Below are 25,593 nucleotides of genomic sequence, written 5' to 3'. Positions count from 1 at the left end.
TCTGAAGCCAGCATAACAGCGAACACGACAGCGAGATCAAGCACTAATCTCGCTCATCATGTTACGACTCATTAAAAAATCACGCTTCGCTGCTGACGATATGCTTCGCCGTGAGGCTGTGCGAGCGGATCGCGGCACAACGTAGCGCGGTAATGATCGCCAGTGCAGGGGCAATGGCAAACAGGGTAAACAGCCAGTGGGCGGTGTTCTCTGCCCCCGCAACGCCACCGGGGAAATTCAGGCCGGAGAGATTGGCGACCATCCCGGCCATCGCGGCACCGACGGCGGTCGCAAACATCTGCACCGTGGTAATCGACGCCCCGGCAATGTCTTTATCTTCATCAGCCGCCACTTGCAGAATGCGGGTCAGCAGATGCGGCCAGCCAAAACCGATACCAAAACCCACCAGTGTTAGCGCAATGGCGATAGGGGCCATCTGTTGCCAGTTACCGAGTGAGGCGGCTGGCATCAGGATAGCCAGCGCCACAATCCCCGCCAGAACAATGATGGGGCCGCTGATAATCGCCCAGCGAACACCTGATTTTTTCCAGCCGGCGCTCATCACCTCAGAAATCGTCCAACCCGCGGCCATGGTGGCGGCAATATAGCCGGAAATCAGTGGTGACTGGCCGTGTAGTGTTTGCAGGAAGTAGGGAACAAAGATCTCGCAGGTGATGCCGACTGCCAGCAGAGAGATGGTGATATAGAGTGCCGCCAGCGGTGAGCTAAGGCGCAGTGCCCCTTTTGGTAGCAGACGCGCGGTGGCGCGGGACTCTATGCGGAATAGTAGCAGTAACAGCACCACCGCCAGCGCCATTCCCGCCATGTTTATCAGGCCACTACTGGCGATGCTGCTGGCCGAGATGGTCAGGACAATGGCGGTTAATAGCACCAATTGGGTGACCGGCAGAGCCGAGACGTCGGTGCTGGATCTGCCCGCCGGCAGGATACGCCAGGTAAAAATGGCATAAATTAGGGTCACTGGTAGCAATGTCCAGAATGCAAAGCGCCAGGCGTCCATTTCAGCAAAAATACCGCCGATAGCAGGGCCAATCAGAGTTGCAACACCCCACATGCCAGAAATCAGGGCCATTGCCCGTGGCCATAGTGATTGCTGAAAGACCAGATTAATCATGGCGTAAGAGAGCGCAAACAGGAAACCGCCCCCTAAACCTTGCACGGTTCGGCCCACCAGCATCATCGGCATGTTGGGTGCCATGGCGCATAAGGCGCTGCCCAACATAAAGACCAGCGAGGCGAACAGGTAGGCGCTACGTGGGCCGTAACCACTGAGTAGCCGGGCAGAGAGCGCCGAGCCGAGGATGGAGGCGGTGACGAATAGGGTGGTATTCCAGGCGTACAGGCTCAGGCCGTTAATCTCAAGCACCACGGAGGGCAAAATGGTGGTGGCGATATAAATATTGATCGCATGTAATACAACGCCCCCCGACAGGGCGATGGCAAAGGCCGCATTTTTACCGGAGAACAGGTCGCTCCAACGGCTTGCATCATTCATTATCACGTTTCCATCCTGCCAGAAGTCTGGTTGTTGAGTTAATTTTGTTGTTACGATAAAGTTAAACAAGTAAATTCTTGGAATAAGGTAGGTCAGTCATCGATAATAAGTCAAGCATTGGCTTGGTAAATGTTATGCTGGTAATGATTCATCAAAAATTAAGAAAGTTGCCATAATACCGGGGAAGATATGAATATCGATCATACCACCAGCCCGCCACAGTCGGTTGCCAGGCGCTTGCTGATGCTGCTCAAGACCCGTGGCCCGCTGCAAGCGAGTGATGCCGGGGGGCTGCTGGGAACGACCGGTGAAGCGGCCCGACAGCAATTTGTCAAACTGGCCAAAGAGGGGCTGGTGGTCGCCGAGGCAAAAACGCAGGGAGTGGGCCGCCCGATTCAGCTATGGCAGTTAACCGAGGCCGGTAACGCGCATTTCCCTGATGCTCATGGCGAGTTGACCGTGCAATTGTTGCGTTTGATCCGCAGCCAATTAGGTGACAGCGCCCTTGAGCTGCTGATTGATAGCCGTGAGCAGGAGACCCGCAATCAATATTGTCAGGCGATGGCAGGGGCGGCCGATGTGACCGAACGTGTTGAGCGGCTGGTGGCGATCCGCACGCGCGAAGGTTATATGGCAGAGATGCAGGTAGAGGCGGATGGCGCGTTGCTGTTGATCGAAAATCACTGCCCCATCTGTGCGGCAGCCACCCATTGCCAGGGGTTTTGTCGCGCCGAACTGGCGGTATTCCAGCAAGTTTTGGGTGTACCTGTCGAACGCGTTGAGCACATATTATCCGGCGCCCGCCGCTGCACTTATCGCATCAAACCCGACTTGTTATGATGACCGGGAAGTGGCTACCGTTAGGAAAGTGCGGATAAACCTGAGTGTTGATCCGCATATGGCATAGGGGTTACAGCGGGCTTAACGTTATCTCTACCCGGCGGTTTTGTGCTTTACCGTCGGCAGTGCTGTTACTGGCGACTGGATTATCCGGGCCTGCGCCGCTGGTGCGGACACGGTTGGCAGCCACGCCCTGCATAATCAGGCCGCTGCCCACACTATCAGCGCGCTGCTGTGAAAGTGTCATGTTATGGGCTCTGGCACCGCTGCTATCGGTAAAACCCGTCACATTGACGGCGGTTTTATCATACTCTTTCAATACCATAGCGACCCCGGTCAGGGTGTTGGCTCCCGCCGGTTTTAGGTTACTACTGTCGGTATCAAAAGTGACATTATTGGGCATATTTAATACGATATTGTCGCCCTGACGGGTCACACTGACACCGGTGCCGTTCATTTTTTCGCGCAACTTGGCTTCCTGCACATCCATGTAGTAGCCCGCACCGCCACCCAGCGCGGCCCCTGCTGCGGCACCAATTAACGCACCTTTGCCACGATCATGTTTCGATGATGACAACATGCCGATCCCCGCCCCTAAAGCGGCCCCGATCCCTGCGCCATAGCCGGATTTCCCCGCTTGTGATTCACCGGTATAGGGGTTGGTGGTACAGGCGGAAAGGGTCAGCGCAACAGAGACGACAGCGACCCTGACCAATATGCGGTTTTTCATCAAATTTTCCTTAAATGGCACTCTATTTCGGCGAAAATCTAGCAATTTCGCCCAATAGCAGACTAAAAGTCATTAACCAGCCTTCATTTTATTGGCTGATGTTTCTATACCATCGTTATCCGACAAAAAATGGGGGAATACTAGTGAGAAAACTCTCATATTGTCCGCCGAAAGGTTCACTTGGTGGGTTTATCAACAAAATAGGGACAAAAAGGTCATTGATTGGCGTGTTGTTTTATGAGATCCCCCTATAGGTAGCCTAATAGGGGGCGCGGTGTTCGAATAGGGGTGAGGGCCTATAGCTCAGCCTCGGTTGGGGAAGGAAGTGTAGGGGAGAAGCGGTAAGCCTCCCATGGGTCAGGGATGAAAACAAAACCTATGCGTTTTTTAATCATTGCTGAGGGCGTCGAAATCACTTCGGCGTCAATCATAGAGACACCATTGGCTTTTAGCTGCTGGATCATGGCGTGCAGTGCGGCTGATCCCGCGCCTCTGATTGCGCCTTCCATTTGAGGTGTTAAGACGTAGGCTGGGTTGGTTAATGTTGCCCTGATTGTGCCGTGCTTAATTGTCGGATTGACACCATTAGAGTAGCTGCCTGCAATACTGGCACTGACAATTTGATGATTGAATCTCACAACAATAATGGTCTGATCCGGATGAGGATGCTGGGCATAATTTTTTATTAGCCGACTGGTTATTTGGCCTGCATATCGATTGGTCTCCATGTCGGTCGGGAATATGCCATGGTGGTTACAGTGAACGTTCTGTTCATTATATGTGTTTTCCCATGTTGCGACGGTTTCGAGTAAGTCATATAGGCTGTGACGGGTTTGCTCGTGAGTGCCCTGAATGACTTCAATATCGAATCTTTCTGGTGTTACCTGCCACTCGCCGTTATGCAGTATGCGGGGCAGTACGTCTTGATAAACATAGGAAGAGACTGGCATCTGATATGTTCCCAGCGGATATTGCTGAGCTTGCTGCGGTGATGCGATGTCACTGTCACTATCGCTGCTATCACTAAAGTTCTCACTGTCGTAGTCACTTTCACTATGACAACTGGCAGAGGACTCTGTGTTGCTGGCCCCCGGCGGGTTATTGGTCATTAAATATTGAATATAATTTTGTTCAGCGAGGGCGAAGGATTGTGTGATGCTATCAATTAACACGGATCGGCCTTGTTCCTCGGCGACATCATTAATGGTTTTGATCAAGCGATTACCCGCAGTTGGCTCACGAATAAAGGCATCTACAGCATCGTGGTCACTGTCAATGGCATTTCTGTCCAAAATACCATTCAGTGTCTGGATCAGGTACTCCGTTGACCAGGTGCGTAAACTGCTACCGAACAGCAGGGTAAAATCGGCTAATACCGATGACAGCCAGGTGGCACAGGAGTACCTGATTTGACGGGGAAAACGGGCACCGATAACATGCTCTAATGGTGTCTGGCAATAATGAGACACGGCGGGTAGGGTTAGCGACTGACCATGTAGCCCGGTATTTAGCTGGGATAATGTGAGGCTCAGGGGGGCTTTTTTCAGTGCGGCGGTCACCGCAACAGGTTTAGGTTTTAAAGGCTCACTCGTGCCGGCCACCACTCTGTTGGATGCATCCTTTCCGGCAAAAAATGTCTTAATATGTTGCCACGCCGACTCAACCTGATTACAACGCCCTTGGGTCACGACATTGTAGAGTGCCAGTGGGCCAGATATAAAGCATCCCGCGATCCCTGCCGCGCCGCGTTTGGTTCTCTGTGGCTCACTGTGTATTGCCATCATCACTTTTTGTAAAACCAGCGGTTGCCGAAAATTACTATTAAAAATAGCTACATCGAGGGGCTCTTGATTAATGAGATAACCAAGAGACATTGAAATTGTCGGGGATACATGGAGTAATTCATCTTGTGCCGTTTCTAAAAAACTGAGAGATAATTCATCTTTAAGCCAAGAGAACAGAAAAGAAATATGTGTTGCCTCTTTATGTAACGGGAAATCAATTCTCTGTGAGTCCGGTGACATAATTAAAACCATGCCATCATCAACAGTGACATCCATAAAATTATTAAAAGTAATATCAAAGGTGTTATTGGTTACTTCAAAGCTAAGTAATAGTGATCTTTCTTGATTTTGTGTATCTGAACTCTCCTGAGGGAAAATAGCAGAGAGCGGTAGGGTCATGGTATTGGTGATATGACAGTCTGTATCGCAATCAATTGTTTTTATATCTAAATTACTGTCTTTATCAATAGGGATCCATGTTTCATCTGTAATATTAGATGCATTCTGGCAGGGTATGTTGTTTTGAGTGTTGTATTTGTAATATAAGCAGTTTTGTATATTTTCTTTTGACGTATTATCGATGCCATATATTGTATTTTTTGTTTTGTTATCTGTGGCGAAAGCTATTCCAATAAATAGTTGATAGATTAATGTAAACAACAGGATTTTTTTGTTTTTTATATTAGCCATCTTTATTATCTCCATTGTGAATATATATTCATCAACAGAATAATGTGGTTATTCGCCGCTGGCATTATTAAAGTTTGTCAGGTGATAGGGGAAATAAAAAAGGGGATTAATTAAGTGGGCGCTGCCAGTGCATCGTCAGGATCGTACTTTGAGTTTCAATATTATAAGTTTGCCCAATGACTGTAAAACCCTGCCGATGATAGAAGCGGCAGGCGCGCTGGTTTTGTTGGTAAACTTCCAGTGTCAGTGTGTTATAGCATTGTTGAACGTAATCCATCAGCAGTTTGCCAATCCCTTTACCATGAAAAGATTGCTCAACAAACAAGGCCCCCACCAGTTGTTCTTCGAGAATACTGATAAATCCAACAATAGATTCCCCGCAGCCGGGAGCGGCTTCCTGTTGTAAATAGACCCAGGTTTTTGCCGCTGGCAGATAGGTATTACGCACCAACGGGCTGCTCTCGTGCCAGTACTGCTCGGCAACAAAAGGATGCGCGGCAATGGTACTGGTCAGCCATAATGGCATTAGAGCATCAAGATCGTCAGGTTGATAATCTCTAATCATTTCAGTGCGTTATCCGGATGGCAGAAGCAGCTTGCCAGATGATCATTCACCAGACCGCTTGCCTGCATAAATGCATAGCAAATAGTGGCGCCGATAAACTTAAAACCCCGTTTTTTCAGTGCCTTTGACATTGCTTCGGCGGTCGGTGTGGTGGCAGGGCACTCGGCCAGACACCACCAATGATTCACTTTGGGTTCGCCATCAACAAAATTCCAGATAAAACGCGAAAAATCCTCTCCGTTGGCCTCCATCGCGAGATAGGCTTGGGCATTGGTAATAATGGCTTGAATTTTCCCTCGATGGCGGATAATTCCACTGTCCTGCATCAGTGCCTCGACATCAGCTGGCCCCATTTTTGCCACACGGGCCGGATCAAAATTATGGAAGCACTGACGATAGCGCTCACGTTTTTTCAGCACGGTTATCCACGACAGCCCCGCTTGTTGGCCCTCCAGGCACAGCATTTCGAACAGCGCCTGACTTTCGGTGCGCGGGATCCCCCATTCAGTGTCGTGATAAGCGAGATAGAGCGGATCAGCTGTAACCCAGCCGCAGCGTTGTAAGCTCATATTTATTTGCCTTTTTTGTTGTCAGCTATCGTTGGGGATAATCGCTGTTCAGGCGGAGATAAGCAACCTATCGCTTTTTTGTATTAGCATATTCTTGATTATCAGGTTAACCGCACGATAATTAATCAGTAGGCAGAATTTAATATTGATTTTTTGCCATTAATTAGCCTGATAATGAGGTTTTACTATGAATAGCTATTTTATAAGACGACTGGTATTAGTTGCCCCGCTTATTTCCGTAATCGGTATTGGCCCGGTATTTGCCTCGACACCCTCTTTTCCCCCTCACATAAGTGACATCAGAGATGATGACTGCACGCTGGAACCCGGCACCTCTTATTGTGATCCCAACCCCGAATGGAAAGAGAGAAAAATAAAAAATATAGTAACGATAAAGGAGAATCAGCACTATTTTTTAGCCCCGCCCCCCATTACCTGGTAGCGGAGTGGCTGAATAGTTGAGGTTATTTTTCACATCAATTCGCATGTGTTACTGGATTCTGGCTGTATATCTTCCAGTCAACGGGTATACTGCCTTATTCTATTTTAATCCACTTGTATCGCGTGCGAATCCAACATGCAAAAGTTTGATACCAAGACCTTTCAGGGCCTGATCCTGACGTTACAGGACTATTGGGCGCGCCAAGGCTGCACCATTGTTCAACCACTGGACATGGAAGTCGGCGCGGGTACTTCCCACCCCATGACCTGCCTGCGTGCACTTGGCCCTGAGCCAATCGCTGCCGCTTATGTGCAACCTTCACGCCGCCCGACCGATGGTCGCTACGGTGAAAACCCGAACCGCCTGCAACACTATTACCAGTTCCAGGTGATCATTAAACCTTCGCCAGACAACATTCAGGAACTCTATTTAGGTTCGTTGAAAGAGCTGGGTCTGGACCCGACTATCCATGACATTCGCTTTGTCGAAGACAACTGGGAGAACCCAACTTTGGGGGCCTGGGGTCTGGGCTGGGAAGTGTGGCTTAATGGGATGGAAGTGACACAGTTCACTTACTTCCAGCAAGTCGGCGGTTTGGAATGTAAACCAGTCACCGGTGAAATCACCTATGGTCTGGAGCGCCTGGCGATGTACATTCAGGGCGTAGATAGCGTCTATGACCTGATTTGGTGTGACGGCCCGCTGGGCAAAACCACTTACGGTGATATTTATCATCAGAATGAAGTGGAGCAATCCACCTATAACTTCGAATATGCCGATGTGGATTTCCTGTTCTCCTGCTTTGAGCAGTATGAGAAAGAAGCTAAATCGCTACTGGCGCTGGAAACTCCACTGCCGCTGCCAGCTTACGAACGTATTCTGAAAGCAGGCCACACCTTTAACTTGCTGGACGCCCGCAAAGCCATCTCAGTGACTGAGCGTCAGCGTTATATCCTGCGTATCCGCACACTGACCAAAGCTGTCGCCGAGGCTTATTATGCCTCCCGCGAGGCGTTGGGCTTCCCTATGTGCAAAAAGAATCAGAACTAAGAGGCTGTCATGACTCAACAGACTTTCCTGGTGGAAATCGGCACGGAAGAGCTGCCGCCGAAGGCTCTTCGTTCTCTGGCCGAATCCTTTGCTGCCAATTTTACCGCCGAGCTGGATAGCGCCAATTTGCCTCATGGCGAGGTGATTTGGTATGCCGCACCGCGCCGTTTAGCACTAAAAGTAGTGAATTTAAGTGCCGCTCAGGCCGATCGCGAAGTCGAAAAACGTGGCCCGGCAATCGCTCAAGCATTTGATGCTGAAGGTAAACCTAGCAAAGCGGCTGAGGGTTGGGCACGCGGTTGTGGGATTAGCGTCGATCAAGCTGAGCGTCTGGTCACAGACAAAGGTGAATGGCTGCTGTATCGCGCTCATGTCAAAGGGGAATCGGCCCAATTACTGCTGGCGGGAATGGTTAATGCCGCACTGGCTAAGTTGCCGATCCCTAAACTGATGCGCTGGGGTGATAAAGAGACTCAATTCGTTCGCCCAGTCCATACTGTGACCATGTTGTTAGGCAGCGAATTAATTCCTGGCACCGTGTTGGGTATCGATTCAGACCGCATTATCCGTGGTCATCGCTTTATGGGTGAAGCGGAATTCGCGCTTGATAATGCCGAGCAATATCCGCAGGCCCTGCTGGAACGCGGCAAAGTGATCGCCGATTATGAATTGCGTAAAGCTATCATCAAGCGTGATGCAGAGCTGGCAGCACAGAAGATTGGCGGTGTCGCCGATCTGAGCGAAAGCTTGCTGGAAGAAGTGGCGTCACTGGTAGAGTGGCCGGTGGTATTGACCGCCAAATTTGAAGAGAAATTCCTGTCCGTCCCTGCGGAAGCGCTGGTGTACACCATGAAGGGCGATCAGAAGTATTTCCCGGTTTATGACACCACCGGTAATTTGATGCCAAACTTCATTTTCGTCACCAATATTGAATCTAAAGATCCTCAGCAGATTATATCCGGTAACGAGAAAGTGGTTCGCCCACGTCTGGCTGATGCAGAGTTCTTCTTTAATACCGACCGCAAAAAACGTCTGGAAGATAATTTACCACGTCTGGAAACCGTGCTGTTCCAACAGCAACTGGGCACCTTGCGCGATAAAACCGATCGTATTCAGGCGCTGGCAGGCTGGGTTGCCGCCCAAATTGGCGCGGATGTTAACCACGCAACGCGTGCCGGTTTGCTCTCCAAGTGTGACCTGATGACCAACATGGTTTTCGAATTCACCGACACTCAAGGTGTGATGGGGATGCACTATGCCCGCTACGACGGTGAAGCTGAAGACGTTGCGGTTGCACTGAATGAGCAGTATCAGCCACGTTTTGCGGGCGATGATTTGCCATCTAATCCCATTGCCTGTGCGCTGGCGATTGCCGATAAAATGGACACGCTGGCGGGTATCTTTGGTATCGGTCAACATCCGAAAGGCGATAAAGACCCGTTTGCACTGCGCCGTGCGGCATTGGGTGTGCTGCGTATTATCGTCGAGAAGAACTTGCCGCTGGATCTGCAAACCCTGACCGAAGAGGCGGTGCGCCTGTACGGCAGCAAGTTGACCAACACCAAAGTGGTCGATGAAGTGATTGAGTTCATGCTGGGCCGTTTCCGTGCCTGGTATCAGGATGAAGGTCATAGCGTTGATACCATTCAGGCGGTATTGGCGCGTCGTCCAACCAGACCGGCTGATTTTGATGCTCGGGTGAAAGCGGTAACCTATTTCCGTACACTCGATGCTGCCGCCACACTGGCTGCCGCGAACAAACGCGTGTCGAATATTCTGGCAAAATCGACTGATACCCTGAATGACCATGTCCGTGCTTCGGTACTAAAAGAGCCGGCAGAGCTGAAACTGGCGACTCACTTGGTGGTCTTGCGCGATAAGCTGGAACCCATCTTTGCTGCCGGTCAGTATAAAGAGGCATTGGTGGAACTGGCTGCGCTGCGGGAAACCGTCGATGAGTTCTTCGACAGCGTGATGGTGATGGCGGAAGATGATGCGGTTCGCGTTAACCGACTGACATTGCTGAGTAAATTACGCGAGCTATTCTTGCAGGTTGCTGATATTTCGCTGTTACAGTAAGTCTGGTATTTGGCTCGTCAGTAGGGGAGCGTTTATCGCTCCCCTTAGCTATCCTTAACACTGTCATTGGGTGATAAGAGTGGGATGTAGTGAAGATAAGTCCCTATTACAGGAGTAGTTTCACATGACTTTTGCATTGAATACGACCCGATATTCGCGTTGGTTTGCGCCATTCCTGGCGTTACTGGTAGTGTTTCAACTCACTGCTTGCGGTGATAAAGAGCCAGAACAACGTAAGGCTTTTATTGATTATCTGCAAAACACCGTAATGCGTAGCGGGATGAAGCTGCCAACACTGAGTGAAGATCAAAAGCAGAAGTTTGGCCCTTATGTCAGCGATTACGCGATTTTAGTCACTTTTTCGCAGCAACTAACGAAATCTGTGGATGCTAGCCTGACGCCTGCTATTGCACAGATCAATGAGATTCGTGTGGCGCAGGATTATCTCAATAAGCGCGATGCATTGCAGCAGTCAGCGGGTGCTTTGAACCTGTTGGCGCAGCAGATCCGCACTGCCAAAACCCAGGCCGATAGTGCTGTAGCCGCGTTGAAACAGCCTGATGATTTGAAAGCGGTATTCAGTAAAGCCTTTGATAATATTGTGACTCAGCCCGCCAATGTGTTGATCCCAGCCATTCCGGTAGTTTCTGCTTTTGTGCAAGATTTGGCCCAGGTAGGGGATTTCCTGCAACAGCAGGGTACGCAGGTCACCTTTAATAATGGCGGCGTTCAGTTCCAGACTCCACAGCAAGCGGCGTTGTATAACACTATGATGGCTAATTTAGTCGCCAAATATCCGGCGATGATGGCGGCACAAAAGAGTGTGATGAGTGTTATTCAGTGATGGTTTTTTTGGTTTGATTTAGTTTGGATTGGTGTTTGATTTAGTTTGGATTGATGAACAGCGCTGGTTGATATGACATCAGCGCTCACTTTGCCTCTGATATCTCAACCGAGCACGTGCGCTAGCGCAGGGGTTCCAAGGGGGTTACGCGCTTGTAACCCCTTTGGCGGTTGAGGCATCAGAGGTTAGGTGAGCACTAATCTCGTGTCAACCGAACCGATCATCACTTAACCAGAAATCAAAAATCAAACTACATACTTCTCAATTGCCACCGCCACACCATCTTCACTATTCGTCGTAGTAATAAACTGCGCAATCTCTTTTAGTTCAGGAATAGCATTCCCCATCGCCACACCCACGCCAGCGTAATTAACCATCGCGATATCATTACCCTGATCACCCAGCGCCATCACATTTTCCTGTGCAATGCCTAAATGGTCAGCCAGCATTTTCACCCCCGTCCCCTTATCAACTCGCTTACTCAAAATTTCCAGGTAGAAAGGTGCGCTTTTCATGATGGTGAAACGCTCGAAAGCCTCAGCGGGCATCATTGTTAATGCGCGGTCAAGAGCCTCTGGCTCATCGATCATCATCACTTTTGGAAAGCGTAATGTCGGGTCCATCTCCTCCACGGCACGATATTTCAATGGGATACCCGTCAATAGCACTTCATGTAGAGTGTATTTGCTGATGTCTTTGTTGGCGGTATATAAGGTATCAAAATCAAAAGCCTGGAAACTGACGCCCATTTTGCGCGATAATGTTTCGAAATAGAGATAATCTTCGAAACTGAGGGTTTCCTGCAAAATACATTCACCGGTGGCAGCTTTTTGGATCAATGCACCATTATTACTGATGCAATAATCGCCACTGTTTTCCATATTCAATTCGCGTAAATAGCGTTGGACCCCGATATAGGGCCGGCCCGTGGCCAATACCACGCAAACACCTTTTGCGCGAGCGGCGTCAATGGCCTGCTTTACTCGTGGTGTGATTTCATGCTGTGGATTCAGTAAGGTGCCGTCCATATCGATAGCGATCAATTCAATAGCCATAGGGTCCTCAAATTTATTTAACTAATACCTCATGCTAACGCGATTCAGCGCTCAAATGCTAGTAAGTCTGTGCGCCACATGATTGTTGCGACGATAAGGGCGGTTTTCAGACAAAAAAATCCAGAGACAGTCTCCTGCTCTGGATCTTTTATCGCTTATCTTACCCGCAGATTAGATATCGATATTGGCTGCGCGCAGCGCATTCTCTTCGATAAAGGCACGACGAGGTTCAACCGCGTCACCCATCAGGGTGGTGAATAACTGGTCTGCTGCAATGGCATCTTTCACCATAACTCGCAGCATACGACGGCTGGTTGGGTCCATCGTGGTTTCCCACAGTTGTTCTGGGTTCATTTCGCCTAGGCCTTTATAGCGCTGGATTGCCAGACCACGACGGGACTCTTTCACTAACCAATCCAGTGCGTCTTCGAAGCTTGAAACCGGTACACGGCGCTCGCCACGTTCAACAAAGGCGTCGTCTTCGATTAAGCCACGCAGTTTATCGCCCAACAGACAGATTTTGCGATATTCGCCACCATGGATGAAATCAAAGTCCAGCTCATAGTCAGTATCCACACCATGGGTGCGGATACGTAAAATTGGCTCGAACAACTGACGCTCACGGTTTTCGCGCACCACTGAACTGTAGCTGCTGCCGTGCTGCTCTTTCTCATTCAGCAACACCACCAGCGAATCAATCCACTGCGTCACAACCTCTTTATTGCTCAAATCTTCTTCTAGTAGAGTTGGCTGATAAATCAGGTTATTCAGCAGAGCACGCGGGAAGCGGCGTTCCATGCGGGCGATAGTTTTCTGAACACTGTAGTGCTCAGCAACCAATTTTTCTAATGGCTCACCAGCCAGTGCCGGTGCATGGGCATTGATGTGCAATGCTGCGCCATCCAGTGCCAGCGACATCTGGTACTGCTCCATCGCATCATCATCTTTGATGTACTGCTCTTGCTTGCCTTTCTTCACTTTGTACAGTGGCGGTTGAGCGATAAATACATGTCCACGCTCAATAATTTCCGGCATCTGACGGTAGAAGAAGGTCAACAATAACGTGCGGATGTGAGAGCCATCGACGTCGGCATCGGTCATGATAATGATATTGTGATAGCGCAATTTGTCCGGGTTATATTCATCCCGACCAATGCCACAACCCAGCGCAGTGATCAGCGTTGCCACTTCTTGCGAAGAGAGCATTTTGTCAAAACGCGCTTTCTCAACGTTCAGGATTTTACCTTTCAGCGGCAAAATGGCCTGATTTTTACGGTTACGGCCCTGTTTAGCTGAGCCGCCCGCAGAGTCCCCTTCCACTAAGTAGAGTTCGGACAACGCCGGGTCACGCTCCTGGCAGTCGGCCAGTTTGCCTGGCAGACCAGCTAAATCCAGCGCGCCTTTACGGCGGGTCATTTCACGGGCTTTACGCGCGGCTTCACGGGCGCGGGCTGCGTCAATGATTTTACCGACCACGATTTTGGCGTCAGTTGGGTTTTCCAGCAAATACTCAACCAGCTTCTCGTTCATCAGTGTTTCAACCGCCGTTTTCACCTCAGAAGAGACCAACTTATCTTTGGTCTGTGAGGAGAACTTAGGATCTGGCACTTTTACCGAAACCACGGCAATCAGACCTTCACGGGCGTCATCACCGGTGGCACTGATTTTCGCTTTTTTGCTGTAACCTTCTTTATCCATGTAGCTGTTCAGCGTGCGGGTCATCGCCGTACGGAAACCAACCAGATGAGTACCACCATCACGCTGTGGAATATTGTTGGTAAAGCAGTAAATGTTTTCCTGGAAACCATCATTCCACTGCAATGCCACTTCCACACCGATGTCATCTTTCACGGTAGAGAAGTAGAACACTTTCGGGTGGATCGGGTTTTTGTTCTTGCTCAGGTACTCAACAAACGCCTTGATACCGCCTTCGTAGTGGAAGTGGTCTTCTCTGTCGTTGCGTTTGTCTTTCAGCTTGATTGAAACACCTGAGTTCAGGAATGACAGCTCACGCAGTCGTTTAGCTAAAATTTCATACTGGAATTCGGTGTTATTGGTGAAGGTCTCGAAACTCGGCCAAAAACGCACGGTAGTCCCGGTCAGATCAGTTTCACCCACCACTTTCAGAGGTGCTTGCGGCACACCCATTTTGTAAGTCTGCTCGTGAACTTTACCTTCACGGCGAATGACCAGCTCCAGTTTCTCAGACAGGGCGTTAACAACTGACACACCCACGCCATGCAAACCGCCGGAAACTTTGTAAGAGTTATCATCAAACTTACCGCCCGCATGCAGCACGGTCATGATGACCTCAGCTGCCGATACCCCTTCCTCTTCATGCAAGCCGGTTGGGATACCACGGCCATCATCCTGTACAGAAACCGAGTTGTCGGAATGGATGGTGACGATAATTTCTTTACAGTGGCCAGCGAGGGCTTCGTCGATAGCGTTGTCCACAACCTCGAATACCATGTGGTGCAGACCGGTACCGTCATCAGTATCACCGATATACATGCCCGGACGCTTACGAACCGCATCCAGCCCTTTTAATACCTTGATACTTGAGGAGTCATAAGTATTCGACATCAACGTTTCTCGCTCATTTTTAATCCTGTGGTTGAACCTCTATTTTGCCATGTTCCACGCGGAACATCTTGCCCTTTTCGCCCACCATGTCGGCCACTTGCTCAGCGCTCACTGCGCTGACAAAAACCTGGGCCTGGGTAGCTTTCAAACGCTCGGCCAATAAACGACGACGGCCGGTGTCTAATTCGGAAGCAAAATCGTCAAGCAGATACAGGCAACGCCGCCCGCTCTGTCGGGTGAGAAACTCACCCTGCGCTAACCGCAGTGCGCACATCAGCAGTTTTAGCTGACCGCGCGATAGCAGATCTTCTACCGGCGTACCATCAGCCCGAATGCGGAAATCCGCTTTATGCGGCCCGATGGCGGTATAGGTTAGCGCGCGGTCACGCTCAAACTGGCGTTCCAGCAACTCACCGTAGTCGCTCTCCTTATCCCAGCCGCGCTGGAAAGAGAAACTCAGGGCGAACTCTGGCAGGAACAGGGCGCATGTGGCTGAAATATCTGCCGCAATTGCGTCACTGTATGCCGCCCGCCACTCGCTAATACGCTCGGCCAACGGGACTATCTCTTGATCCCATGGTCGAATTTGCGCATAGCGACTAACCTGGCGCAGCGCGGCATTACGCTGCTTAAGTAACCTTTTCAGATTGCTCCAGGCCGTAAAAAAACCAGGTTCGTTATGAAAGCAACCCCAGTCTAAAAAAGCGCGCCGAAATTTTGGCCCGCCATTCAATAACGTAAAACCCTCAGGGGTAATCAACTGCATCGGCAGCATTTGTGCCAATTCAGCCACTTTATGACCGTCAGTGCCATCAATGCGCACTTTGCTATCACCCTGTCGGCTTTTACTCAGGCCGACGGATGACTCACGTTCATTCACATCAACCCGACCATGCAGCACAAACTCGGCACAGTCGTGGCGAATCACTCGCCCGGCCTGCAAACTGCGAAAAGCGCGGCCATGACCCAAGGTATAAATCGCCTCCAACACACTGGTTTTGCCACTGCCGTTGGGGCCGACTAAAAAATTAAAACCCGACGCCAGCGCCAAGTCTGCCGATTCGATATTGCGAAAATCTTTAATCAGTAAACGCGTCAAAGCCATGCTGCAAATTTCTTCATTATCGAACCGTAAGAGCGAACAAACTATCAATGGCTAATGGCGCTATCGTTTTAACTCTGGTAGAGGGCGTAATTGTCGCAGGCAGATTGAGTGCGGCCAGCGCACAGTACCCGGAGCGTACATCAGTACGTGAGGAGTACGAGCACTGCCCAATCTCAAGCTGGCAAGTAAAATAGCCCGTCATAGTTCAAAGACGCATTGGCATGACAACGTAGGCCGCGGCCTGACTGGCACCATCTTCGATCTGCACACTCGAAACTGAATCAGTCAGTAACAGGCGCACATCTTCGCACTTCAGTGCGTTAAGCACATCAAGCACATAGCTGACATTGAAACCGATCTCCATTTCCGTCCCGTCGTAGCTGACATCAAGGATCTCTTCTGCTTCTTCCTGCTCAGGGTTATTGGCCGTGATCTTGAGCTGATTTTGGCTAACATAGAGCCGAACGCCACGAAACTTCTCATTAGATAAGATAGCCGCTCGGGCAAAAGCTTGTTTCAGCAAATCACAGCTCGCTTCCAGCGTTTTGTCCGGATTTTTCGGCAATACGCGGCGATAATCAGGGAAACGGCCATCGACCAGCTTAGAGGTGAAAATAAAATCACCGACATGGGCGCGGATGTTGTTACTGCCAATTTGCAGGCGCAGCGGTGTATCACCACCATCCAGTAACCTCACCAACTCCATCACGCCTTTACGTGGCACGATCACCGAATGTGACGGCAGTGTTTGGCCAATCGGCATTGAACATACCGCTAAACGGTGGCCATCGGTCGCGACCGTACGCAACTCTTCGCCTTCGGTCTCAAACAGCATACCATTCAAGTAATAGCGCACATCCTGATGGGCCATCGAGAACTGAGTGGACTCAATCAGACGCTTCAAGGTGGCTTGCGGTAAAGTGAATTCAACTTCACTCTGCCAGTCATCCAGATTAGGGAAGTCTACCGCCGGTAAGGTGGATAGCGAGAAGCGGCTACGGCCAGAGCGCACCAGCAGACGATCGCCATCTAATGCGACGGTAATTTCGGCCCCTTCCGGCAAACCGCGCCAGATATCAAAAAACTTCCGTGCGGGCACTGTGGTAGCACCCTGCTCATGGGGCTGGGATAGGGCAACACAGGCCACCATCTCCATCTCCAGATCGGTACCGGTCAGGCGCAAAGAACCTTCCGTCACTTGCAGCAACAAGTTACCCAGAATAGGCAACGTAGGGCGTCCACCCAGCGGGCTACTGACCTGTTGCAGCGGTTTTAGCAGATGCTCACGTTCAATGATAAATTTCATAGCGCTAGGAGGATAATGTTCTGATTAAGTTAGAGAAATCTTCTTTGATGTCGTGACTTTCTTCACGCAACTGCTCAATTTTCCGGCAAGCGTGCAACACCGTGGTATGGTCGCGGCCACCAAACGCATCGCCGATTTCAGGCAGGCTGTGGTTGGTTAGCTCTTTCGCCAACGCCATCGCCATTTGACGTGGGCGGGCTACCGAACGTGAACGCCGTTTGGAGAGCAGGTCAGCGACCTTAATTTTATAATATTCAGCAACAGTCTTTTGAATATTGTCGATAGTAACCAGCTTTTCCTGCAATGCCAGTAGGTCACGCAGCGCTTCGCGTACAAAATCAATGGTGATTGCCCGGCCCGTAAAATTGGCGTTGGCGATCACACGATTCAATGCCCCTTCCAGCTCACGCACGTTAGAACGCAGACGCTTGGCAATAAAGAACGCGACCTCACCCGGCAAGCGAATATCATTTTCATCCGCTTTCTTCATCAGAATCGCGACACGGGTTTCCAGTTCCGGTGGCTCGATCGCCACTGTCAGACCCCAACCAAACCGCGATTTCAGACGATCTTCTACGCCATTGATCTCTTTTGGATAGCGATCTGACGTCAGAATGATCTGCTGATTACCTTCCAGCAAAGCATTAAAGGTGTGGAAAAACTCTTCCTGCGAACGCTCTTTATTGGCAAAGAACTGAATATCATCGATTAATAGTGCATCAACCGAACGATAATAGCGCTTAAACTCTTCTATCGCGTTGTTCTGCAAGGCTTTAACCATATCTTGCACAAAACGCTCGGAATGCATGTAAACCACTTTGGCATTGGCTTTACGGGCCATAATGCCATTCCCCACGGCATGTAACAGGTGAGTTTTACCCAAGCCTGTACCGCCATAGAGGAATAACGGGTTGTACGCACCACCCGGATTATCAGCCACCTGACGTGCTGCTGCCCGGGCCAGTTGGTTCGATTTACCCTCAACGAAGTTATCAAATGTGTGCTTCGGGTTAACATTCGAACGGTAAGAGTGTTCAGGCTGAGCGGGCGAACTATCCCAACTCGGGCGCACAGGTGCGCTGCGAGTAACCGGAGCGACAGGCGCGCTAACGCTGGCTGTAACTGGATGACTGTGTGCCGCTCTTACCGCCGGTTTACTTCCCACTTCGAAACGCAGTAAGGGAACCTCACTACCACAGAAGTCATTAAGTAAACCATTGATATTGTTTAAGTACTTATCACGGACCCAGTCCAGCACAAAACGATTAGGGGCGTAAAGCGCCAGAGTATTGTCACTCAGTTCCGCCTGTAGGGGGCGTATCCACATACTAAATTCTGTGGCAGGTAACTCATCCTGCAATCGGGCAAGACACTGCTGCCAAAGCGAAAGTGACACGGCGGACTCCACTCGAACAAGATCAATAAAAGAAAGAAATCAGGATTTTTGCAACTCATCGTTTTTGACACACGCCAATAGGCCTGTAGCAAGCCAAGGTGACATGCGAACCGTTTTTCGGTTGTTTTTACGACTAACATCTCCCCACGATCCCGGAGTAGTGATCCCAGAGTAGTAGATGCGATCGGAATGGCGGATCATAGCGCAAAAGGAGCAATAGATCCTCCCCTTCCTCACAGATTAGATCCTTTTTATCCACAGGGCATAACTTCTGCTGGGAGTGTAACCCAGCGCACAGCTTTTCGTGCCCCTCATCGTCAACGATCCCGAAATATTTCAGATTATACTGGTACTACCTTCCCCTTTTCCGGTAACTGATCCTCATTATTCCACAAAGGATCTCACGGCGATCCTTGCGCTTTATTCGGGAGTCCGTATAATCTTCAGCCCTACGTGTGATGACTGTTATCTTGATGGCTCAGGTCAAAAAGAGACCAGCAGTAAACACGGACAGGCTCTTGGTAAACTCCCGATACAGAAAACTTCTGTGCGGGCGTGCGCAATGTCAATTGACTCAGGACTGTACAATTATTACAATCCCGCTTCTTTATATGTTGCGATTGAGGCGTCGGTGTCTTCACTCCGAGCAGCCAAACGCGTTTACTGAATCAGTAATTATTTTAAGTTTAGGTAGAAATCGCTATGAAACGCACTTTCCAACCGTCCGTATTGAAGCGCAACCGTAGCCACGGTTTCCGTGCTCGTATGGCCACCAAAAATGGTCGTCTAGTTCTGGCTCGCCGTCGTGCGAAAAGCCGTTCTCGTCTGACTGTTTCTAAGTAATAAAAGCTAACCATCTCAGTGGTTAAGCTAGCATTTCCTAGGGAGTTACGTTTGTTAACTCCCAGTCATTTCACTTTCGTCTTCCAGCAGCCACTACGGGCTGGCACGCCGCAAATCACCATCCTCGGCCGCCTGAACGAGCTGGGGCATCCCCGCATCGGTCTTACCGTCGCCAAAAAACATGTCAAACGTGCTCACGAACGTAATCGGATAAAGCGCCTAACCCGCGAAAGCTTCCGTTTGCATCAACACACGTTGCCGTCTATGGATTTTGTCGTTTTGGTAAAAAAAGGTGTGGCTGACCTCGATAACCGTGCGTTGACGGAAGCTTTGGAAAAATTATGGCGTCGCCACTGTCGCCAGGCTCCCGCATCCTGATCGGGCTAATCAGGGGCTATCAGCTCGTGATAAGTCCGCTGTTGGGGCCGCGTTGTCGTTTCCATCCGACCTGCTCTCATTACGGAATTGAGGCATTGCGCCGGTTTGGCATGATAAAAGGCAGTTGGTTAACACTGAAACGCGTATTAAAATGCCACCCTTTGAACCCAGGTGGCGATGATCCCGTGCCGCCGAAACCCGACGATAACAGAGAACACTAACGATGGATTCGCAACGCAATCTTCTACTCATCGCTCTGCTGTTCGTGTCTTTCATGATCTGGCAAGCCTGGCAAGTGGATAACAATCCACAACCTGCGGCCCAGACCACGCAACAGACTGCGAATACTGCTACCGGTGATAAAGCAAGTCAGGCCGTGCCAGCCAGTGGTCAGGGTCAACTGATTACTGTAAAAACTGATGTGCTGTCTCTGACCATTAATACCCGTGGCGGTGACATCGAGCAGGCTAACCTGCTGGCTTACCCGGATGCTCTGGGTTCAGACAAAACTTTCGAATTACTGGAAACCACACCAGCTTTCGTTTATCAGGCGCAAAGCGGCCTGACAGGCAAAAGCGGCCCGGATAATCCAGCTAACGGTGAGCGCCCGCTATTTGAAGCGCCACAGACCAGCTTTGTATTAGCTGACGGTCAGGACGAACTGCGCATTCCATTGACTTTCACCGGCAAAGACGGCTCCGTTTTCACCAAGACTTTTGTGCTAAAACGTAACGATTACGCCATTGGCGTGGATTATCACGTTAAAAATGCCTCAGATGCCCCATTGGAACTGACGCTGTTTGGCCAATTGAAGCAGAGCATTAACTTGCCTAAACACCGTGATACTGGCAGCAATAACTTTGCGCTGCATACTTATCGTGGTGCCGCTTACTCTTCTGATGACACTAAATATAAAAAATATAGCTTTAGTGATATCGAAGACAAAAGTTTAGACATCTCCACCAAAGGTGGCTGGGTTGCGATGTTGCAGCAATATTTCGCTACTGCGTGGATCCCAGCGGCTAACGAAACCAACACCTTCTACTCCGCTGACTTGGGTAACGGTCTGGCTGCTATCGGCTTCAAAGGTATGCCAGTCGTGATTCAACCAGGTGAACAGAAACAACTGGGCGCCACCTTGTGGGTTGGCCCGGAAATTCAGGACAAAATGGCGGCCATCGCGCCACATCTGGACCTGACGGTTGATTATGGTTGGTTATGGTTTATTTCTCAGCCACTGTTCAAACTGCTGAAATTCATTCACAGCTTTGTCGGTAACTGGGGCTTCTCCATCATTGTCATCACCTTTATCGTGCGCGGTATCATGTACCCGCTGACGAAGGCGCAATACACCTCGATGGCGAAAATGCGTTTGCTACAGCCTAAACTGGCTGCCATGCGTGAGCGTATCGGCGACGATAAGCAGCGCATGAGTCAGGAGATGATGGCGCTGTACAAAGCTGAGAAGGTTAACCCGCTGGGTGGCTGCTTACCGCTGGTCATTCAGATGCCTATCTTCCTGGCGTTGTACTACATGTTGATGAGCTCGGTTGAATTGCGCCACGCGCCATTCATCTTGTGGATCCATGACCTGTCAGCACAAGACCCGTACTACATCTTGCCAATTCTGATGGGTATCACCATGTACTTCATTCAGAAGATGTCACCGACCACCGTGACTGACCCGATGCAGCAGAAGATCATGACTTTCATGCCAGTCATCTTCACGGTGTTCTTCCTGTGGTTCCCGGCTGGTCTGGTACTGTACTATATCGTCAGTAACCTGGTGACCATCCTGCAGCAACAGTTGATTTATCGTGGTCTGGAAAAACGTGGCTTACACAGCCGCGATAAGAAAAAACAGTCGTAATAGATAGATACCCAAATTAATTGGCGTTGCAGAGGCCCAAGGATGGGCCAAGTAGATAAACAGCTAACAAAACGCTGTAACCTCAAGTAAGCAGGGTATCAAGGCGGTCAATATGACCGCCTTATTCTTTTTACAGAAGCCTGATTTTCGTGATTCAGGCTTGTGCAAAAACAATAAGTTAAAGAGAGAAATGACCATGAGCGCCACTGATACTATCGTCGCACAAGCAACGCCGCCAGGCCGTGGTGGCGTGGGTATTTTACGTGTTTCAGGTCGTGCTGCCGCCGCCGTCGCGCAGGCGGTTTTGGGTAAATTGCCCAAACCACGTTATGCCGATTATCTGCCGTTTAAAGATGTCGATGGCAGTACGCTGGATCAAGGTATTGCTCTCTACTTCCCCGGCCCGAACTCCTTCACTGGCGAGGACGTACTGGAACTACAAGGTCACGGCGGCCCGGTGATACTGGATCTGCTGTTAAAACGCATTCTGGCCCTGCCAGAGCTGCGCATTGCCCGTCCGGGTGAGTTCTCTGAGCGCGCATTCCTCAACGACAAGCTGGATTTGGCACAAGCAGAGGCGATTGCCGACTTAATTGATGCCAGTTCAGAGCAAGCCGCGCGCTCGGCGGTGAACTCATTGCAGGGGGCGTTTTCAGTTCGCATCCATCAATTGGTGGAAGCACTTACTCACCTGCGAATCTACGTCGAGGCTGCCATTGACTTCCCGGATGAGGAAATTGACTTCCTTTCCGATGGCAAAATTGAAGGTCAACTGAACGGCGTCATGGCAGACCTGGAACAGGTACGCACTGAAGCCCGCCAAGGCAGTCTGCTGCGCGAAGGGATGAAAGTGGTGATTGCAGGCCGCCCTAATGCCGGTAAATCTAGCTTACTCAATGCGTTAGCAGGCCGTGAAGCCGCGATTGTCACCGATATTGCAGGAACCACTCGTGATGTATTGCGGGAACATATTCATATCGATGGGATGCCACTGCATATCATCGACACCGCCGGTTTACGCGAAGCCAGTGACGAAGTTGAGCGCATTGGTATCGAACGGGCGTGGAATGAGATAGAACAAGCCGACCGAGTGCTGTTTATGGTTGATGGCACCACCACGGATGCCACTGAGCCCGCCGCGATTTGGCCGGAATTTATGGCGCGCTTGCCCTCGACACTCCCCATCACTGTGGTGCGCAATAAAGCGGACATCACCGGTGAGACGCTGGGACTAACAGAAGTGAATGGTCACTCACTAATTCGCTTATCCGCCCGAACAGGCGAAGGCATTGACCTGCTGCGTAACCACTTGAAGCAGAGTATGGGCTTTACCAGCAATACCGAAGGCGGTTTTCTGGCTCGCCGCCGCCATTTACAGGCACTGGAAACAGCCGCCCAGCATTTGCTGCAGGGCCATGAACAGTTAGTAAGCGCTTACGCCGGTGAACTACTGGCTGAAGAGTTACGGTTAGCACAACAGTCATTGAGTGAAATTACCGGTGAATTTAGCTCGGATGACTTACTGGGGCGCATTTTCTCCAGTTTTTGTATCGGAAAATGAGTGTGATGTGCTAGCGCGGGAGCAGATTATCGCTAATTTTGATAATCTTGCTCTATGTGTCTGAACTGTGCAGCGGCTTGAGCGAGCAAAATCAGCACTGCCAGTGGCTCGAACACTTAACTATATCCCTAAATTTGAGGTATCCATGATTATAAAACCACGTGTACGCGGCTTTATCTGTGTGACTGCTCACCCGGTGGGCTGTGAAGCCAACGTCAAAAAGCAAATCGACTATGTCACCGCAGCAGGCCCAATCGCTAACGGTCCAAAACGAGTATTAGTGATTGGCGCGTCAACAGGATACGGGTTGGCAGCCCGCATCACAGCAGCATTTGGTTGTGGTGCCGATACCTTGGGTGTTTTCTTCGAACGTCCTGGCGAAGAGAGCAAACCCGCGACCTCTGGTTGGTACAATAGCGCGGCATTCCATAAGTTTGCCGAGCAAAAAGGTCTGTACGCGAAGAGCATCAATGGTGATGCTTTCTCCGATCAGATTAAACAACTGACCATTGACGCTATCAAACAAGATTTAGGTCAAGTTGATCAGGTGATCTACAGCCTGGCCTCGCCACGCCGTACTCACCCGAAAACCGGTGAAGTGTTCAACTCCACACTGAAACCTATCGGCCATGAAGTTAAATTCCGTGGTCTTGATACCGACAAAGAAGTGATCAAAGAGGCCGTGTTGCAACCGGCAACCCAGGAAGAGATCGACAACACAGTTGCGGTCATGGGTGGCGAAGACTGGCAGATGTGGATTGATGCACTGTTGGAAGCAGGCGTGCTGGCTGAAGGTGCGCAAACCACCGCCTTCACCTACCTGGGCGAGAAGATCACCCATGATATCTACTGGAACGGCTCCATTGGCGCAGCCAAAAAGGATCTGGACCAAAAGGTACTGGCTATCCGCGATAGCCTGGCAGCCCACGGCGGCGGCGATGCCCGAGTGTCAGTGCTAAAAGCGGTTGTTACTCAAGCCAGCTCTGCCATTCCAATGATGCCACTCTATTTGTCACTGTTATTCAAAGTGATGAAAGAGAAAGGCACTCACGAAGGTTGTATCGAGCAGGTCTACTCTCTGTATAAAGATAGCCTGTGTGGCAACGCGCCACATATGGATCAAGAGGGCCGTCTGCGCGCGGACTACAAAGAGCTGGCTCCTGAAGTGCAAAGCCAGGTGCAGCAGTTGTGGGATCAAGTTACCAATGACAACATCTATCAACTGACTGATTTTGTTGGCTATAAAACCGAGTTCCTCAATCTGTTCGGTTTCTCGATCGACGGTGTGGACTATGACGCCGATGTTAATCCTGATGTGAAAATCCCGAATCTGATCCAGGGCTAAACTCAGGTTTATTGCACTAAAACCCGCTGCGGCAACATCAGCACGCAGCGGGTTGATAATCTTCTTATAACTCCCCCTCCCTTATACTCTCTTTGATATCGCTATAGCTTTATAATGGATAAGTTAAGTCTATATTCTTCGTTTACGGATAACGCAATCGCCTGCAACCTTGTGAATAAATTCTCCTTTAGATACTGAATTAATATTTATTCCACAGGGAAATGATGATGAAAATAGCTTCACTGACAGTACCACTCCTTAGCTTAATTATTTTAACTTCACTGAATGCTCACAGTGAGGAGCAGAAATTGATTAAGTTAGGGTTTAATCCCGGACCCTATAAAGAACAATTCGAAAAGGGTGTGGCCCCCTATCTGATAAAAAAAGGCTACAGTATCGAATATAAAGATTTCAATGATGGCATTCAGGTCAATAATGCTGTCAGCACTGGTGAGATTGATGGCAATATCATGCAGCATCCGATTTATCTGCAAGCAATAAATGACCGGCTGCGCATAGATAATACAGGTATTGTTCAGGTGCCAACGCCACCCATGGGGCTGTATTCCAATAAGCACCAAAAAGAAGATAAGCCCAAAGATGGCGCATGGATTTCAGTTCCGAACCAACCCTCAAATGAGTACCGTGCGGCACTCTTGCTGCAATCTATTGGCTGGATAAAGCTGAAAGAGAGAATTGATCCTGCGACCTTCTCGCAGAAAGATATTGCGGAAAATCCGTATCACCTGGTGATCAAAGAGATGGATAATGCCCAGCAAGTCAGGGCGCTGCCTGATGTCGACTTTGGTGCTATTCAGGGTAATTTTGCTGTCTCTAACGGAATAAAACTCACCTCAGCTCTGCAACTTGAAAAACCCACCACACAATTTGTTAATGTGGTTACCGTTGCCGGTAAGAATAAAGACGCTGAGTTTGCCAAAGATATTATTTCCGGATATCACTCGCCTGAATTCAAAAAATATATTCTGGAAAACGAAAAGTACACAGGTTATATGCTTCCTGATTATCTGAACTAATG

At 49.9% G+C, this 25,593-nt stretch carries 21 protein-coding genes; 11 read left to right on the top strand and 10 right to left on the bottom strand.

The window, feature by feature from the left end:
- Positions 1-79 precede the first annotated feature (79 nt).
- Positions 80-1,516: an MFS transporter gene (locus AACW11_RS19520; protein WP_212585244.1), complete on the bottom strand. Its 1,437-nt coding sequence runs from the start codon at positions 1,514-1,516 to the stop codon at positions 80-82.
- Positions 1,517-1,705: 189 nt separating this feature from the next.
- Here AACW11_RS19520 and AACW11_RS19515 point away from each other — a divergent pair, with 189 nt between their 5' ends.
- Positions 1,706-2,356, top strand: a complete 651-nt coding sequence (locus AACW11_RS19515; protein WP_212585243.1) for a helix-turn-helix transcriptional regulator — start codon at positions 1,706-1,708, stop codon at positions 2,354-2,356.
- Between the two features lie 70 nt (positions 2,357-2,426).
- On the opposite strand, the gene AACW11_RS19510 is transcribed toward AACW11_RS19515, so the two are convergent.
- The 4 genes from AACW11_RS19510 to AACW11_RS19495 all read right to left on the bottom strand — a co-directional run bounded on the left by AACW11_RS19510 (position 2,427) and on the right by AACW11_RS19495 (position 6,694).
- Positions 2,427-3,086 carry an OmpA family lipoprotein gene (locus AACW11_RS19510; protein WP_212585242.1) on the bottom strand — a complete coding sequence of 220 codons (660 nt, stop codon included), beginning with the start codon at positions 3,084-3,086 and terminating at the stop codon, positions 2,427-2,429.
- Between the two features lie 296 nt (positions 3,087-3,382).
- Positions 3,383-5,110, bottom strand: coding sequence for a hypothetical protein (locus AACW11_RS19505; RefSeq protein ID WP_249192798.1), 1,728 nt, complete (start codon positions 5,108-5,110; stop codon positions 3,383-3,385).
- Positions 5,111-5,666: 556 nt separating this feature from the next.
- Positions 5,667-6,125 (bottom strand): N-acetyltransferase, encoded by a 459-nt coding sequence (locus tag AACW11_RS19500; protein ID WP_212585240.1) that lies wholly within the window; start codon positions 6,123-6,125, stop codon positions 5,667-5,669.
- A complete protein-coding gene (locus AACW11_RS19495) occupies positions 6,122-6,694 on the bottom strand; it encodes a DNA-3-methyladenine glycosylase I (protein WP_212585239.1) in 573 nt (190 codons plus the stop codon). The genes AACW11_RS19500 and AACW11_RS19495 overlap by 4 nt, the downstream gene beginning before the upstream one ends.
- Before the next feature lie 577 nt (positions 6,695-7,271).
- Between AACW11_RS19495 and glyQ the strand changes: the two genes are divergently transcribed.
- The 3 genes from glyQ to AACW11_RS19480 all read left to right on the top strand — a co-directional run bounded on the left by glyQ (position 7,272) and on the right by AACW11_RS19480 (position 11,109).
- Positions 7,272-8,186, top strand: a complete 915-nt coding sequence (gene glyQ, locus AACW11_RS19490; protein WP_005271562.1) for a glycine--tRNA ligase subunit alpha — start codon at positions 7,272-7,274, stop codon at positions 8,184-8,186.
- 9 nt (positions 8,187-8,195) lie between these two features.
- Complete coding sequence (glyS, locus tag AACW11_RS19485; protein WP_212585238.1) at positions 8,196-10,265, top strand: glycine--tRNA ligase subunit beta; 2,070 nt, start codon at positions 8,196-8,198, stop codon at positions 10,263-10,265.
- A 124-nt stretch (positions 10,266-10,389) separates the two neighbouring features.
- Positions 10,390-11,109, top strand: a complete 720-nt coding sequence (locus AACW11_RS19480) for a DUF3053 domain-containing protein (protein WP_212585237.1) — start codon at positions 10,390-10,392, stop codon at positions 11,107-11,109.
- 245 nt (positions 11,110-11,354) lie between these two features.
- Here AACW11_RS19480 and yidA read toward each other — a convergent pair whose 3' ends face one another.
- The 5 genes from yidA to dnaA all read right to left on the bottom strand — a co-directional run bounded on the left by yidA (position 11,355) and on the right by dnaA (position 18,557).
- Positions 11,355-12,164: a sugar-phosphatase gene (yidA, locus tag AACW11_RS19475; protein ID WP_212585236.1), complete on the bottom strand. Its 810-nt coding sequence runs from the start codon at positions 12,162-12,164 to the stop codon at positions 11,355-11,357.
- Positions 12,165-12,335: 171 nt separating this feature from the next.
- Complete coding sequence (gene gyrB, locus AACW11_RS19470) at positions 12,336-14,750, bottom strand: DNA topoisomerase (ATP-hydrolyzing) subunit B (RefSeq protein ID WP_212585235.1); 2,415 nt, start codon at positions 14,748-14,750, stop codon at positions 12,336-12,338.
- A 19-nt stretch (positions 14,751-14,769) separates the two neighbouring features.
- A complete protein-coding gene (gene recF / locus AACW11_RS19465; RefSeq protein ID WP_005271548.1) occupies positions 14,770-15,855 on the bottom strand; it encodes a DNA replication/repair protein RecF in 1,086 nt (361 codons plus the stop codon).
- 205 nt (positions 15,856-16,060) lie between these two features.
- Positions 16,061-17,161, bottom strand: a complete 1,101-nt coding sequence (gene dnaN / locus AACW11_RS19460; protein WP_005271547.1) for a DNA polymerase III subunit beta — start codon at positions 17,159-17,161, stop codon at positions 16,061-16,063.
- A 4-nt stretch (positions 17,162-17,165) separates the two neighbouring features.
- Entirely contained in the window at positions 17,166-18,557 is a 1,392-nt protein-coding gene (gene dnaA, locus AACW11_RS19455) for a chromosomal replication initiator protein DnaA (protein WP_005271546.1), read from the bottom strand.
- Between the two features lie 702 nt (positions 18,558-19,259).
- Here dnaA and rpmH point away from each other — a divergent pair.
- The 7 genes from rpmH to AACW11_RS19420 all read left to right on the top strand — a co-directional run bounded on the left by rpmH (position 19,260) and on the right by AACW11_RS19420 (position 25,591).
- Positions 19,260-19,400: a 50S ribosomal protein L34 gene (rpmH, locus tag AACW11_RS19450; RefSeq protein WP_019212655.1), complete on the top strand. Its 141-nt coding sequence runs from the start codon at positions 19,260-19,262 to the stop codon at positions 19,398-19,400.
- 18 nt (positions 19,401-19,418) lie between these two features.
- Positions 19,419-19,778 carry a ribonuclease P protein component gene (gene rnpA / locus AACW11_RS19445; protein WP_032814795.1) on the top strand — a complete coding sequence of 120 codons (360 nt, stop codon included), beginning with the start codon at positions 19,419-19,421 and terminating at the stop codon, positions 19,776-19,778.
- The gene (yidD, locus tag AACW11_RS19440) at positions 19,742-19,999 is read left to right on the top strand and encodes a membrane protein insertion efficiency factor YidD (protein ID WP_032906726.1); all 258 of its coding nucleotides are present in this window, start codon (positions 19,742-19,744) and stop codon (positions 19,997-19,999) included. Before rnpA ends, yidD begins: the two co-directional genes overlap by 37 nt.
- 2 nt (positions 20,000-20,001) lie before the next feature.
- Complete coding sequence (yidC, locus tag AACW11_RS19435; protein WP_212585234.1) at positions 20,002-21,648, top strand: membrane protein insertase YidC; 1,647 nt, start codon at positions 20,002-20,004, stop codon at positions 21,646-21,648.
- Between the two features lie 196 nt (positions 21,649-21,844).
- Complete coding sequence (mnmE, locus tag AACW11_RS19430; RefSeq protein ID WP_212585299.1) at positions 21,845-23,209, top strand: tRNA uridine-5-carboxymethylaminomethyl(34) synthesis GTPase MnmE; 1,365 nt, start codon at positions 21,845-21,847, stop codon at positions 23,207-23,209.
- Positions 23,210-23,354: 145 nt separating this feature from the next.
- On the top strand, positions 23,355-24,554 hold the full coding sequence (fabV, locus tag AACW11_RS19425) for an enoyl-ACP reductase FabV (RefSeq protein WP_212585233.1): 1,200 nt from the start codon (positions 23,355-23,357) through the stop codon (positions 24,552-24,554).
- A 221-nt stretch (positions 24,555-24,775) separates the two neighbouring features.
- A complete protein-coding gene (locus tag AACW11_RS19420; RefSeq protein ID WP_445285834.1) occupies positions 24,776-25,591 on the top strand; it encodes a MetQ/NlpA family ABC transporter substrate-binding protein in 816 nt (271 codons plus the stop codon).
- Positions 25,592-25,593 lie beyond the last annotated feature (2 nt).

This window comes from Yersinia sp. Marseille-Q3913 (assembly GCF_963892745.1).
Classification (GTDB): Bacteria; Pseudomonadota; Gammaproteobacteria; order Enterobacterales; family Enterobacteriaceae; genus Yersinia; species Yersinia bercovieri.
Note: the sequence above shows the minus strand (reverse complement) of the source record. Positions and strands in the feature narration are given on the sequence as shown.

What these genes read in the sequence shown, in the direction of transcription:
- glyQ (WP_005271562.1), top strand. Translation starts at nt 7,272, where the DNA reads ATGCAAAAGTTTGATACCAAGACCTTTCAGGGCCTGATCCTGACGTTA.
- yidA (WP_212585236.1), bottom strand. Translation starts at nt 12,164, where the DNA reads ATGGCTATTGAATTGATCGCTATCGATATGGACGGCACCTTACTGAAT.
- AACW11_RS19520 (WP_212585244.1), bottom strand. Translation starts at nt 1,516, where the DNA reads ATGAATGATGCAAGCCGTTGGAGCGACCTGTTCTCCGGTAAAAATGCG.
- AACW11_RS19510 (WP_212585242.1), bottom strand. Translation starts at nt 3,086, where the DNA reads ATGAAAAACCGCATATTGGTCAGGGTCGCTGTCGTCTCTGTTGCGCTG.
- mnmE (WP_212585299.1), top strand. Translation starts at nt 21,845, where the DNA reads ATGAGCGCCACTGATACTATCGTCGCACAAGCAACGCCGCCAGGCCGT.
- glyS (WP_212585238.1), top strand. Translation starts at nt 8,196, where the DNA reads ATGACTCAACAGACTTTCCTGGTGGAAATCGGCACGGAAGAGCTGCCG.
- gyrB (WP_212585235.1), bottom strand. Translation starts at nt 14,750, where the DNA reads ATGTCGAATACTTATGACTCCTCAAGTATCAAGGTATTAAAAGGGCTG.
- dnaN (WP_005271547.1), bottom strand. Translation starts at nt 17,161, where the DNA reads ATGAAATTTATCATTGAACGTGAGCATCTGCTAAAACCGCTGCAACAG.
- AACW11_RS19500 (WP_212585240.1), bottom strand. Translation starts at nt 6,125, where the DNA reads ATGATTAGAGATTATCAACCTGACGATCTTGATGCTCTAATGCCATTA.
- rpmH (WP_019212655.1), top strand. Translation starts at nt 19,260, where the DNA reads ATGAAACGCACTTTCCAACCGTCCGTATTGAAGCGCAACCGTAGCCAC.
- AACW11_RS19420 (WP_445285834.1), top strand. Translation starts at nt 24,776, where the DNA reads ATGATGATGAAAATAGCTTCACTGACAGTACCACTCCTTAGCTTAATT.
- recF (WP_005271548.1), bottom strand. Translation starts at nt 15,855, where the DNA reads ATGGCTTTGACGCGTTTACTGATTAAAGATTTTCGCAATATCGAATCG.
- AACW11_RS19505 (WP_249192798.1), bottom strand. Translation starts at nt 5,110, where the DNA reads ATGTCACCGGACTCACAGAGAATTGATTTCCCGTTACATAAAGAGGCA.
- yidD (WP_032906726.1), top strand. Translation starts at nt 19,742, where the DNA reads ATGGCGTCGCCACTGTCGCCAGGCTCCCGCATCCTGATCGGGCTAATC.
- AACW11_RS19480 (WP_212585237.1), top strand. Translation starts at nt 10,390, where the DNA reads ATGACTTTTGCATTGAATACGACCCGATATTCGCGTTGGTTTGCGCCA.
- yidC (WP_212585234.1), top strand. Translation starts at nt 20,002, where the DNA reads ATGGATTCGCAACGCAATCTTCTACTCATCGCTCTGCTGTTCGTGTCT.
- fabV (WP_212585233.1), top strand. Translation starts at nt 23,355, where the DNA reads ATGATTATAAAACCACGTGTACGCGGCTTTATCTGTGTGACTGCTCAC.
- AACW11_RS19515 (WP_212585243.1), top strand. Translation starts at nt 1,706, where the DNA reads ATGAATATCGATCATACCACCAGCCCGCCACAGTCGGTTGCCAGGCGC.
- AACW11_RS19495 (WP_212585239.1), bottom strand. Translation starts at nt 6,694, where the DNA reads ATGAGCTTACAACGCTGCGGCTGGGTTACAGCTGATCCGCTCTATCTC.